12 protein-coding genes are annotated in these 11,631 nt (G+C 61.7%); 6 read left to right on the top strand and 6 right to left on the bottom strand.

Features of this window, described 5'->3' with window-relative positions:
• From EN949_RS27400 to EN949_RS27380, 5 genes are all read right to left on the bottom strand, one after another.
• The coding region (locus tag EN949_RS27400; RefSeq protein WP_164782555.1) for a 3-hydroxyacyl-CoA dehydrogenase NAD-binding domain-containing protein at positions 1-297 on the bottom strand (297 nt) is incomplete at its 3' end.
• Positions 298-364: 67 nt separating this feature from the next.
• Positions 365-1,219: a family 16 glycosylhydrolase gene (locus tag EN949_RS27395; protein ID WP_024501832.1), complete on the bottom strand. Its 855-nt coding sequence runs from the start codon at positions 1,217-1,219 to the stop codon at positions 365-367.
• 154 nt (positions 1,220-1,373) lie between these two features.
• Positions 1,374-1,769: a hypothetical protein gene (locus EN949_RS27390; RefSeq protein WP_127367027.1), complete on the bottom strand. Its 396-nt coding sequence runs from the start codon at positions 1,767-1,769 to the stop codon at positions 1,374-1,376.
• Between the two features lie 290 nt (positions 1,770-2,059).
• Positions 2,060-3,082 carry a glycosyltransferase gene (locus EN949_RS27385; RefSeq protein WP_127371490.1) on the bottom strand — a complete coding sequence of 341 codons (1,023 nt, stop codon included), beginning with the start codon at positions 3,080-3,082 and terminating at the stop codon, positions 2,060-2,062.
• 91 nt (positions 3,083-3,173) lie between these two features.
• Positions 3,174-4,298 carry a nucleotidyltransferase family protein gene (locus EN949_RS27380; protein ID WP_013528113.1) on the bottom strand — a complete coding sequence of 375 codons (1,125 nt, stop codon included), beginning with the start codon at positions 4,296-4,298 and terminating at the stop codon, positions 3,174-3,176.
• Between the two features lie 514 nt (positions 4,299-4,812).
• On the opposite strand from EN949_RS27380, the gene EN949_RS27375 reads away from it, so the two are divergent.
• The 6 genes from EN949_RS27375 to EN949_RS27350 all read left to right on the top strand — a co-directional run bounded on the left by EN949_RS27375 (position 4,813) and on the right by EN949_RS27350 (position 10,719).
• Positions 4,813-4,965, top strand: coding sequence for a lasso peptide (locus EN949_RS27375; RefSeq protein ID WP_010913078.1), 153 nt, complete (start codon positions 4,813-4,815; stop codon positions 4,963-4,965).
• Positions 4,966-5,102: 137 nt separating this feature from the next.
• Positions 5,103-5,417, top strand: coding sequence for a PqqD family protein (locus tag EN949_RS27370; protein WP_027164264.1), 315 nt, complete (start codon positions 5,103-5,105; stop codon positions 5,415-5,417).
• Complete coding sequence (locus EN949_RS27365) at positions 5,401-5,964, top strand: lasso peptide biosynthesis B2 protein (protein ID WP_027164263.1); 564 nt, start codon at positions 5,401-5,403, stop codon at positions 5,962-5,964. The genes EN949_RS27370 and EN949_RS27365 overlap by 17 nt, the downstream gene beginning before the upstream one ends.
• A complete protein-coding gene (locus EN949_RS27360) occupies positions 5,961-7,883 on the top strand; it encodes a lasso peptide isopeptide bond-forming cyclase (protein WP_063169881.1) in 1,923 nt (640 codons plus the stop codon). The genes EN949_RS27365 and EN949_RS27360 overlap by 4 nt, the downstream gene beginning before the upstream one ends.
• Positions 7,880-8,866 carry a serine kinase gene (locus tag EN949_RS27355; protein WP_063169880.1) on the top strand — a complete coding sequence of 329 codons (987 nt, stop codon included), beginning with the start codon at positions 7,880-7,882 and terminating at the stop codon, positions 8,864-8,866. The genes EN949_RS27360 and EN949_RS27355 overlap by 4 nt, the downstream gene beginning before the upstream one ends.
• Positions 8,867-8,874: 8 nt before the next feature.
• The gene (locus tag EN949_RS27350) at positions 8,875-10,719 is read left to right on the top strand and encodes an ABC transporter ATP-binding protein (protein ID WP_063169879.1); all 1,845 of its coding nucleotides are present in this window, start codon (positions 8,875-8,877) and stop codon (positions 10,717-10,719) included.
• 108 nt (positions 10,720-10,827) lie between these two features.
• Here the strand turns inward: EN949_RS27350 and EN949_RS27345 are convergent, their stop codons facing one another.
• The gene (locus EN949_RS27345) at positions 10,828-11,103 is read right to left on the bottom strand and encodes an exopolysaccharide production repressor ExoX protein (RefSeq protein ID WP_013528119.1); all 276 of its coding nucleotides are present in this window, start codon (positions 11,101-11,103) and stop codon (positions 10,828-10,830) included.
• Between the last annotated feature and the right edge of the window lie 528 nt (positions 11,104-11,631).

Raw genomic sequence — 11,631 nt, 5'->3', positions numbered from 1 at the left:
CACATATTTGAGGTCGGCCGAGCCGTCCTCGCCCGGCGGCGTGCCGACCGCGATCATCTGGATCTCGCCGTGCCTGACAGCGGCGGCGGCATCCGTTGTGAACTTGATGCGGCCGGCGGCATGGCTCTCCTTGACGAGGTTTTCCAAACCGGGTTCGAAAATGGGAACCAGGCCCTGGTTGAGCCGCTCGACCTTGGCGGCGTCGATGTCGACGCACACCACCTGGTGCCCGACTTCGGCAAGCACCGCCGCCTGCACGAGGCCGACATAGCCAATTCCAAACACCGTCAAATTCATTCGGTTTCATTCCCATGCAAGGCAGCGGACCGTTTTCGGCCCCGCCGGTTCAAATCGACTTTCCCAACTACTTTACACTGCATGCCAGCGATTCCGGAAATTGACAGGGTTCGCCGAGCGCCGTGAAGGCGACCCGCTCGACCTGCAGGGAAAGCTTGCGGCCCGGATCCGCGAACGCTCCCATCCAGCCCTTCATCGTATCGCTGCCCCAAAAGCTGAAGAATATCTTCTGTGCATGGCTGGGCAGCTTCGCCGGGTCGGTAATCGTGTTCACCAGTTGGCCGTTGACGTACCATCGCAAGCTGTCCTTCTGCCAGACGAAGGCGTAGTCGTTGAAGGCCTTCTCCGTGCCGCCCGGTACGTCGACCAGTTTCTCGTTCTTGCCCTTGCCCGCGATATAGGCGTTGACCTGCACCTTGGAGGTGTCCTTGGTCAGGACCTCGAAGTCGATTTCGTCCCAGGGCTGCTTGTCGCTTGGACCGATATAGGTGAAGAACGCGGCGTTGAGGCCGGAGCCGGTATCGGTCTTCAGCCGTGCCTCATAGGTGCCATAGCCGAAGCGCTGCTTGGTCTGGATCTCGCCGCAGACGTAGTCGCGATCCTTCAGCGTCTGCTTTTCGAAGCCGAGCGACAGCACACCATTCGACAGTTCGACCATATTTTTCGACCAGGTGCAATTCTGATGGCTGCCGTTGTTCCAGCCGTCGGAAACATACCAGCGCGTGCGGTCGAAGCTTTTGAAATCATCGACAAAGGACGGCGATGTCGGAATGTCCTGGGCATGGGAAGGGGTTGCCAGGAAACCGCCAAGAGCAGCCAGCAGCAACGCACCGAGCGACCCCAGCCGCCGGGCGGCTTGTCCGGTCCGATATGCGAGAGGCGGTGCGTCAATTGCCGTCGTAGGTTTCGGATTCCAATTCATACCAAACTCACCTTTGCGCTGTGTGTCCCCAACCCAAAGTCGACGTTCGAACCGCTCCTGCACGGGCCAACCTTGACCTTCCTTGTGACCCTCTCGATTGCTTCTGCTTCCCGCCTTGCATCAAATCTGTTGCAACAGTTCCGAGCCTTCACGTTCAACCTCTGCCGGCGCCTGCCGGCCAGGCGAATTCCGCCGCGGCGGCCGAGGAGGCATCCTCGTCAAAGACCATATCCAGCGAATGACGGAGATCTTTCATCATACCGTCCTGGCGCGACAGCGCCGCGATGCGGCGCTCGCAATTCAGGATCGACTGTGTCAGGGCGCTGACTTCCGAAGACCGCTTGTCGGAAGCAGAGCCGTTTTCCATCGCTTCGACCAGAAAGGCGGCGTTGGTCGACGTCGTCCGGTAGCGATTCTCAAGCCCGGTTCTCTCGGCCTCGATCTCGGCCGCAATCTGCTCGAACAGCTTTGCCAGACGATCAAGACGTGAAACATCGGCCTGACGGTCGCGGGCCGGATCCCTTGATCTGAAACCGAATATCGAGGCCATGAACTCAGGTTCCCGTCATCGCCGGCTTGTGGGCCGGGCTTCTGGCCGATCCCCGCAGCCGGGGCTCAAAAACTCGTGTTGCGTTGTCGTGCTCCTTTTGAGGGAGAGACATCAGACCAATCCGATCGGGGGCCAAGTTCGGCTGGTCGTCCACTATGCTGCACCGCAACATAGACTGCCATCGTCGGAGCCGCGAGGCAACCACCCAATTCGTAAACTCATAAATCCGGCCGAAATGGTTTGCGTGATGACATGCCGCGAGTGGACAAATCGCTGCATCGGGACCGCTCTCAGCGTTCCTTGCCCGTGCTGGTTCCGGCCATCAGAAAGCGCAGCGGCGGCACAGGCTTTTGGCTGGACACAAGCCCGACACGACGAAACAGCGCCTCGAGCTTGTCGGAAGCCACGCCCTGGACGATGGGGATGAGGTTGGACAGGCTGGCGAAGGCGTAAGCCGCAGCCGAGCCCAGCCCGCGCTCGGCCTTGACGTCAAGGAAATTACGCAGCCGATATTTGTCGCGCACGTGCCGTTCATGCCGCCGCAGCACCGCCTTCGAGCCTTCCGGCAGGCTGTCGATCGCCAGCAGCGCCAGATCCGCATCGGCCAAACGCTTCAGGTCCTGGGTCTTGTGGCGGCCGCTCAGGGAATCGGCGCGGACGATGGCGCCGTAGCCGCAGGAGCGAATGACCTTGAACCGCGCCCCGCATGCGACCGCGCGGGCGTAGAGTTCATAGTCCTCGCCCAGCCGCAGGCTCTCGTCGTAGCTCAACCCATGGCGGTCGAGGAAGGCACGGCTGATCACCGGCTTCAAAAAGCCCAGTTCGCCCCTCTGCACGCGGCGCCTGGAGATGTTGCCTTCGACGAAACGCTCGAAATCGAGGAATTCCGGATCGGCGGCAAATTGCGGCGCGACGATTTTCGTCGCGTCGCCCGTCGCATCATCCCTGATCAGCATGATGTTGTCGGCGGCGAAATCCCAATCGGCGCCGGCAAACAGGTTGCGAAACCGGCCTTCGAGGAAGAAATCGTCGGCATCGAGAATGCTGATGAACGGCGATTTCGAGCCGGCGATGGCTGCGTTGCGGGCAAAGGAGGGGCCGCGATTGACATCGAGGCGCATCACGGAGAGCCGCCCGCTGCCATCATCGGCGGATCGTGCGACACCGGCGGTGTCGTCGGTGGAGGCATCGTCGACGACCACGACCTCCGCCACTTCCGGTTCGCGCAATGCGGATGCGATGGCGACGGCGATTGTCGCTGCGGCGTTTTTTGCCGCGATGATCACGCAGACCTCGGATTTCGTCATCGACATGGATTTGCCTCTCGTACAGGTAATATCGATTTGCCCTCGCCCCGTACTCGTTCGATGCACTACAGAATTGCCATCAGCATCCAATTTACCTTCAGCGACTCGCCGGCCGCTCGAAGATGCGGCGGCTGATATCGGCGGACGCCGCCCAGCCTGCTTCGGCCAGATAGCGGACCGGCGCGCGGCCGCACAGTTCCCAAAGCACCGTTCGCCGCTGCGGCCACCGCAGCGACGGCAGCCACGGCGCGATGACCATGCTGAGCAGATCCTCATTGCCGATGCGCGGCAGGATCCTGGTCGCGCGCTGCGACAGCAGCGTGCCGGCACCGCCGAGTAGCACGTCGGCGGCGCGCAGGCCAAGCAGCAGCGTGTCGTCCAGACCTTGCGCGGTAGCGGCATCGAGCAAACGCTGCTGATCCGCCTCGTCGAGGCGGCCGGCGCTGGCGCCGATATCACAGACGTATCCGGCGCAGGGTTCCCGGTTGAAAAGTGCCTTGGCGACGCTGATGCAGGACAAAAGCAATGTATCGGCCACCGAGGTGAACGGCACCGTCGCACCGGCGATTTCGACCTGTCGCTTGCGCCGCAGGAACCCGTCCGCGTCGCGCGGGCTTGGCGAGCCGGGCTGCTGGAGGCGGTAGTGGAGATCGACGGTGGACGACCTCGGCCCGTCGTCGCGGGTCATGTGCTGTTCGCCGAGGAAGCGGACCCACCAGACGGAGCTCGACTTGCCTGATACCTCATAGCCGATCTTGCGAAGCGCATCACGCGCCCTGAAAAATCCGAGCGGCGAAACCAGGATGTCGACATCGCCCGAGGGCTTCATAAAATGGTCGTCGTAGAGAAGTTGCTGCTGGAACGGACCCTTCAGAAAAACGAAATCGATCTCGCTGGCGCGCAGCACGTCCTGGATCGCCATCGAATCCATGATGCAGGACGCGTTCATCGAAACCGTTTTCCTGCGGTAGGTGTCGAGCCATTGGAAAAGCTTAGTTGGCCTCTGAAGCGCGGGTGCGCGTGAAAGCGCCTTGAGGACAAAGACGGCGACCTTGTTCAGCCTGGCAATCTCGGCAATTTTCTCACCGTCAAGATGGCGCATCGAAACGTCGCCCGCGCCCGGGCCGGCGAAAAACAATCGCAGGCAAGCCTGCACATAGGCCACCTCGCCGGCACAGCCGGCGGCGCGCAATCGTTCGTATGAGCCATCCGGCAAGGCCATTTAGCGCACAGTCTCCCAAGAAAGCGTTTCGCGCCGACACTTATGCTGCAAGTGCGAAGCAAGCATCACCAAAAACCTCGATGCCGTAAAGCCTTTCCTTCTGCAGTGCGAATTTTTGCCACCAAAGCGTCTATCGAGGTGGCATCGGAAAGCAGTGAAAACCGCGGTTGAAATGTCCCTTGCCACGTCGGCTTAGGCAATCTCCGGACGATTTCTCAAATGGAAATTCTTTTCATTAGAGAGGCCTAAATATAGGCACAACGCAAACAGCTTATGCAAGCAAAATCAAATGCTTAAAGAATCAGCACGGGCGCGATCGTCGTGCACAAGGAATCGGCTAAAAAATGACAAGTTTTAGGCATGCCGCTCATGTGACGACGCCAGCAACCGTAATTGATTAACAGAAAGTAAAACAGTCTTGACTCATAAATGCTGCCGTGCAGCTATTGCATTGCAGCATAAAAGTGCTGACGGCACTCGACAGGCCGTTTCCAGTCCTAAATCGGAGAGTAAAATGGAACAGAATGTTGAAAAGCATGAATATGAAACGCCAAGCCTGACGGTCCATGGTTCGATTGAGACCATCACCCAGGGCGGCGGCGGCAGCACGGCGATCGACGCATCGTTCCCCGCGCATACGCCGATTGGCGACCTGACGTTCTCCTGAGACCTACAGCCGATTCCAGAGTGACATGTTGGGACTCTGGATTCAAAAGCAGACGTAAGAGGGGTCGGGGGGCCAGCCTCCCGATTTCTCCTGCGCCGCCTGGAGATGTCGCAGCGTTTTGTCAGCGAGGTTTGGGGATGAACGGGGAGCTATCCGACCGTGATCTGGGCGACCACGATAGCGTGTGCGCGACCAAGGATGCCGTGGCTTGCGAGTTCGGCGATGGCTTGGCGCTGCTCAATCTCAAATCCAATGTCTACTACAGCCTGAATGGCGTCGGCGCCTTCATCTGGGATTTAATCCAGGAACCCCGGTCGATCGGCGACATCCGCAGCGCCGTGCTTGCGCGCTACAATGTCGACCCGGTGCGCTGCCAGGCCGATGTCGACGCATTGCTGAAGGGCCTGGCCGATAATGGGCTTGCGAGACGGCATCATGAGGCACTTGTCTAAGCCGGTCCAGCACAAGTCCCTGGTTTCACGGGCCCTGGTTTCGCCGGCCTTGTCTTCGCGGGCCACGGCTTTACGGCAGGAACCGGCGAGAGAAACAAACGTCAAGCAGACGAAGCGCGGGGGAAGCCGGCGCGGGCTGGTCAGGATTTTCTCCCTGACTGGCTCGGAAATGATCTTCCTTGGCCATTGCCTGCTGGTGGTGGCGACAGTTCGGCTGGGGCTGACGCTGTTGTCCTACAATCGTGTACGCAGCCTGGTGACGCGCCTCGACGCGCGGCAGTGCGCCTCAATGGGCGAACTGCGGCGCGTCGCCTGGGGCGTTGCCGCCGCGGCCCGTTTCGTCCCTTACGCCACGTGCCTGACCCAGGCGCTCTCCGGCCAGTATATTCTCGCCCGCCAAGGCAATGAATCGACGATACGCATCGGCATCGAACGTGGCACAGGCGAGCAGTTGAAAGCACATGCCTGGCTGGTCAGCGACAACCATATCGTGCTTGGCGGATCGATCGACGGCTTCGCCCATCTCGTCGACCACGGCAGCCGATGAGCGGCGTCGCCGGAATCCTGTTGCGCGGAGCAAACGCACCGGCGGTCGCGGCGGCCGACATTCAGCAAATGCTGGCGCGCATGCGCCATCGTGGTCCTGACGGCAGTTCTTGGTGGCTGGACACCAGCATCGCCCTTGGCCACGCCTGGCTCAACACATCGGATGAAGTCGGTCCGGGCCCTTTGACGATGGCTGGGGGCCGGCTCGCCATCACCGCCGATTGCCGGCTGGACAACCGTGACGAGTTGCTGGCCAGGCTCGGTATCCGCGACCAGTCGGTAGCCGACGCGATCGTGCTGATGCGGGCCTACCTGCGCTGGGGCGAAGCCTGCCCGGAGCATCTGCAAGGCGATTTCGCCTTCGCCATCTGGGATGACGAGCGGCAATCGCTGTTTTGCGCGCGCGATCATTTTGGCGTCAAGCCGTTCTACTACCACGCGGCGGACCGGCGTTTTGCCTTTGCGTCGGAGATCGGTCCGATCCTGGGCGTCGAGGGTATCCGCGCACGTGTCAGCGAGCGCCAGATCTCCGGCTTCCTGGCCGGGCTTCCCGACGACCCGCAGTCGACCCCCTACAGCGATATATTCAGCCTGCCGGCCCGCCACAGCCTAACCGTCACCGCGCAACAAGTGATGCTGCGCCGATACTGGCAGATCGAGCCGTCGGCGCGGCCCTTGCGGTCGGATGCATCGGAGGAATTCGCCCATCTGTTCTCGCAATCGGTGCGCAACCGCATGCGAGGGACCTCGGCGGTCGGGGCAATGCTGAGCGGCGGCCTCGATTCCTCGTCTATCGCCTGTGTCGCCGGCCTGCAGAATGCCGCCGCGCGCAAGCCGAGGCTGCCAACCTTCTCGCTGATTTTCGAGAAGGGCTCGCCGATGGACGAGCGGCCCTTCATCGATGCCGTTCTCGACCAGCAGAAGGTCGACGCGACGCTGATCCCGGTTGGCAACTATGCCCCATTTGCCGAATTCGAGCGCGTGCTGGAAGAACAGGAAGGAACGTTCCTGGCGCCGGGCCTGACGCTCACCCGCGGCATCTACCGGACTGCCGGCGCCAAGGGCATCAAGGTGCTGCTGGACGGCCATGGTGGCGACGAGGTCGTTTCACAAGGCCACGGCCACCTGCACGAGCTTGCGAATGGCGGCCGATGGATGGATCTGTGGCGCGAGGTCCGCAGCGCCTCCAACACCTATGGCGACAGCACGCTTGGCCTTTATCTCCAGTTCCTGACCCTCTACGGGCCGGCCTGGCGCATCGCCAGGCTGAGGCATATGGCCAACCGTGCCCTGAACAAGATCCGCAAGCCCGCGCAAGTGTCGCGCGCACGAAGCTGGCGCGACCTGATCAATCCGGACCTGGCCAAGCGCACCGAGCTTGTCGACCGGTTTCACCGGGCCGGCTACATGCCGCCCGGCGTCCAGGCCAGCGATGCCTTGAGCCATCGCTGGATCCTGTCGAACGGCTATGTCCCGCATGCTTTCGAGGTTCTCGACAAGGCCGCCGCCAATTTCGGGGTCGAGCCGCGCTACCCCTTCTGGGACAAGCCGCTGGTCGAGTTCTGCCTGGCGCTGCCGGGCGAGGAGAAGCTGAGCCACGGTTTTGGCCGCTATGTGCTGCGCCGCGCCATGCAAGGCGTATTGCCGGAGGCGGTGCAGTGGCGGCGCGACAAGATCGACTTCACTGCCAATCTCCTCAATGGCATGCTGCGCAACCATCGCGACCTCCTGGAACAGCTGCTGGTCTCGGATGCGAACCGCATCGCGCCTTACGTCAATCTGCCTCAAGTGAGTGCTGCCTATGCGCGGCTGCTGCGCCAGCCCGATCAGGCAGCCCCCCTGGATGTCCAGTATGTCTGGCGCTCGGCCTCGCTGTCGCTCTGGCTGCGGCAGCTCAAGCATGGCGGGAGCCCCGCATGATGCCGCGCAACGAGCCGCTCGCTCTATGCAATGATGATGCCTTTTCGCATGGCCGGGCCAAGCGAGAACGCCGCTTCTACCGGGCCTACGGCCTGACCATCGCGTCGGAGGTGACGTTGCCCGAACTGCAGCCGGCGACGCCGGGGGCGGCGGATGTCGTGATTGCCGTCGGCGCGATCGACCTGCCAAAGCCCTCGCCCGAAGCCGCGACCGACTTTCGCTTCGAGCCGGACCGGCAATATCTGGCGTGGCATGCCGTGGGCGCGTTCCTGATCACCGATTCCAGCCGTATCGACATCGAACCGGCGCCCGGCGTCGACGACGCGCTGCTCGCGTTTCCGCTGCTTGGTCCGGTCATGGCGCTGCTCTTGCACCGGCGCGGCCTGCTTGTCCTGCATGCCAGTGCCATCGCCGCCGCCGGCACGAGCGCCATCTTCATGGGTGACAAGGGAGCCGGCAAGTCGACGACCGCAAGTGCGATGATCCGGGCCGGGCATCGACTGCTTACCGATGACGTGGTGGCGCTGGACCTCGCCAATCCGAGTGAGCCAATGACCGTTCCGGGCTTTCCGCAGATCAAGCTGGCGGCCGACGCCGCGGCGGCGATCTCGCTTGGGGAAGCGGAAGTGCGGCCGCAAGTGCATGCGGCGATCGACAAGATGCAGCATCGCCTGAACGGTGGCTTTTCGGGCGACGAGGTGCCGGCGACCAGGATCTATATCCTCGAGCGCGGCGAAAGGGCTGACATCACGCCCTTGCCCGCCATTGCCGCCCTGCCGGCCATCATCAAATTCTCCTATGTGACGCGCTTCGGCCGCGCGGCCCTGCCCGGCGACTTCGCGACGGCGCATCTTCGGCAATGTTCATGGATTGCCAACCATATCGGCGTGTACCGGCTGGAAGTCCCGACGGGCCTGGACAGGATCGGCGAAGCCGTGGAACTGATCGAAAAGGATCTGTCGGCTGGCAGCCGGCGGTTGTGAGCGCAACCATGTCGAAGCCCCCAATCCTTCGCCTGTCGCTGTTTCGAGAAATTGCCGCCTTCGGCGCCACCATTGCCCGGATCGGCGGCCGGCGAACGTGGACGGCGCTGTTCTTCCTCATCCTCGGCAGCCTGACCGAGGGCATTTCGATCCTGCTGCTCGTCCCGCTGCTGCATCTGGTCGGACGTGCCGACCAGGATTTCGCTGTTCGGCTGCCCAACGATGATTTCGTGCGCTGGCTGGTGCCTGATGGCACGCTGCAACTGACGACCGTGCTTTGCGCGCTGGTCGGGCTTGTTGCGGCGCAGGCGGCGTTCAATCGCTTCAAGTCGGTCTACATGGCCAAATTGCTGTTCGATTTCATCAATCGCGTTCGCATGAACCTGTTCGAAAGCATCGGCAAGGCGCGCTGGGGCGTTTTTACACGCATGCGCAGTTCCGATCTCGATCATGCCCTGACCGGCGACATCGACCGCGTCCAGGGCGCGGCTTTCTCACTGCTGATGCTGGTGCAAATCGCCGTTCTTCTGGCCGGCTATCTCCTGGTTTCCGTGTTTATCTCGCCGGTCATGACGCTGTTTGCCGTGGTCGTCGGCATCCTGATGTTCGTGGCGCTGCGGCCCTTCCGGGCACGGGCCACTGCCTTCGGCCGTGTGCTGACCGCCAATCGCCAGGACCAGTACCGGACGGTCTCGGAATTTCTCGGCGGCATCAAGGTGGCCAAGAGCCTGAACGTCGAGGACAGCTATTTCGCGCAGCTGCGGTCGACGCTTGAGAGGATGAAGGCCGACAACATCGACTATGTGCGCAACAGCACCATCGGCACTGCTGTATTCCAGGTGGCGAGCGTCGTGGGCCTGAGCCTGTTCATCTATGTGGCTTTGGTCCGCTTCAATCTGTCGCTGGCCGAGATCGTCGTCCTGCTCCTGGTCTTCATGCGTATCGCGCCGCGCTTCATGGACATGCAGACGCAGGCCCAGCAAGTGCTGATCAACCTGCCCGCCTTTACGGCAATGCGCAGCCTGCAGGCACGTTTCGACGCCGAACGCGAGCCCGGCCATACCGAGTTCGCCGACGCCGGGACACTCTCCCTCAATAAGGGATTGAATATTCGCGGCGTGTCCTTCGCCTACGGAGATGCTGTCGACAAGGCGGTGGTGAGCGGCATCACCTTCGGCCTGCCGGCCGGCAAGGTCACCGCCCTGATCGGCCCGTCCGGATCGGGCAAGAGCACGATCGCCGACATGCTGCTTGGCCTGCTGGAGCCCACCACCGGCAAGATGCTTGTCGATGGCGTCGAGATCGATGCCAGCAATCGCCGTCGCTGGCGCGACCAGGTGGCCTATGTGCCGCAGGACGTGTTCCTCCTGCACGACACGATCGCGGCGAACCTGCGCCTCGCCGCGCCACGGGCCAGCGATGGCGATCTGTGGGCCGCGCTGCGTCAGGCGCACGCCGGCGAGTTTGTCGAACGGCTCGACCTCAGGCTCGAGACGGTGGTCGGCGATCGCGGCGTGCGGCTCTCGGGCGGCGAACGCCAGCGCATCGCGCTCGCGCGCGCGCTGCTGCGCAAGCCGTCGCTGCTCATTCTCGACGAGGCGACCAGCGCGCTCGACTGGCAGAACCAGTCGCTGATCGCCAGGTCGATCGATGGATTACGCGGTACGATGACGATCCTGACCATCGCGCACCGGCCGTCGATGATCGCCTTCGCCGACTGGGTGGTGGCGATGGAAAACGGCCGTATCGTCGAGGTCGGCCAATATCAGCGGCTGAAGGAAAAAACCGGCAGCCGGTTGTCGAGGATGCTGTTGGGGGAACAGTCGGAGAGCGAACCCGCTGATGTGGCGTGAGCCGGCGACCAAGACGCGTCGCGCCGAGACGGATTCACGCGGCGCTTTGGTCCCTTTGTCTCGAAGGATGTCGTTGCCGCCAAACCGGCCACGTTTGAGCAGTCTGCATCAATGCAGGCCGCGCCTGGCACCGCCCAGCTTCTCGCTTTCGGCGACCTCGGGTGCGTTCAGTTTGCGCTCGGCGTCACGAGCTATGTCGGCAGGCGTCGGCGCGCTCCTGGCGATCATGGTGTAGATGAGCACGAAATAGCCAGCCTGAATGGTCACGGCGCAGATGATGACACGCACCAATATCGTGCCTATCGACGCACCGCCCAGCCAGGACCAGCCGACGACGATCGCCAGAGCGAAAATCATCCCGAGGATGAATTTTGGAAGTGCCATACCCAACAGCCCATAAACCGGCTCGGGTATTATCGCGATTGCCCCACCCGAGCGCCGTCCCTTGTCATGTGGGCTTGTTAAGGTCGCCCACTCTCGACCGGTTGCTTCCGGCCTTTTCCACCTGTCGTCACCGTGACAGGTATAATTTGCAATTCTATTAAGGCGAGCAATAGGCGGCAAGGGCAACTTCGGTTATTTTTGATCGAGCTTTTGCGATCGACTCTGCCATGTTGCAATGCACGCAACGGGAGCTAGGCCGATATCCTCTCGTCGATATTTTTCAGTAAAATGGCCAATATTAAGTAGTATTTTATATGGTTTTGACCAAGCATCACGGCATGATGAAGCACTAGTTTGTACCTCGCCTTGGCAAATAGGTAGGTCCGCCTAAAAACCGCCCCACAAAGGCCTCTATTTTTTCGGCTGTGCCCATTTATTGTCACAAATGTGCTAAATATGCCGAAATTTGTGCATGGCAAGCTTATTATTTAGTCATTTCATGACGTGACTATTTCAACGGGGTGGTAA

The sequence above is a fragment of the Mesorhizobium sp. M7A.F.Ca.US.007.01.2.1 genome (genome assembly GCF_003998165.1).
Classification (GTDB): domain Bacteria; phylum Pseudomonadota; class Alphaproteobacteria; order Rhizobiales; family Rhizobiaceae; genus Mesorhizobium; species Mesorhizobium ciceri.
This window is presented reverse-complemented; position numbering and strand designations above follow the sequence as displayed.

Bases quoted from the DNA above. Each gene is read 5' to 3' on its own strand.
- EN949_RS27395 (WP_024501832.1), bottom strand. From the start codon at position 1,219: ATGAATTGGAATCCGAAACCTACGACGGCAATTGACGCACCGCCTCTC.
- EN949_RS27390 (WP_127367027.1), bottom strand. From the start codon at position 1,769: ATGGCCTCGATATTCGGTTTCAGATCAAGGGATCCGGCCCGCGACCGT.
- EN949_RS27385 (WP_127371490.1), bottom strand. From the start codon at position 3,082: ATGTCGATGACGAAATCCGAGGTCTGCGTGATCATCGCGGCAAAAAAC.
- EN949_RS27380 (WP_013528113.1), bottom strand. From the start codon at position 4,298: ATGGCCTTGCCGGATGGCTCATACGAACGATTGCGCGCCGCCGGCTGT.
- EN949_RS27375 (WP_010913078.1), top strand. From the start codon at position 4,813: ATGGAACAGAATGTTGAAAAGCATGAATATGAAACGCCAAGCCTGACG.
- EN949_RS27370 (WP_027164264.1), top strand. From the start codon at position 5,103: ATGAACGGGGAGCTATCCGACCGTGATCTGGGCGACCACGATAGCGTG.
- EN949_RS27365 (WP_027164263.1), top strand. From the start codon at position 5,401: ATGAGGCACTTGTCTAAGCCGGTCCAGCACAAGTCCCTGGTTTCACGG.
- EN949_RS27360 (WP_063169881.1), top strand. From the start codon at position 5,961: ATGAGCGGCGTCGCCGGAATCCTGTTGCGCGGAGCAAACGCACCGGCG.
- EN949_RS27355 (WP_063169880.1), top strand. From the start codon at position 7,880: ATGATGCCGCGCAACGAGCCGCTCGCTCTATGCAATGATGATGCCTTT.
- EN949_RS27350 (WP_063169879.1), top strand. From the start codon at position 8,875: ATGTCGAAGCCCCCAATCCTTCGCCTGTCGCTGTTTCGAGAAATTGCC.
- EN949_RS27345 (WP_013528119.1), bottom strand. From the start codon at position 11,103: ATGGCACTTCCAAAATTCATCCTCGGGATGATTTTCGCTCTGGCGATC.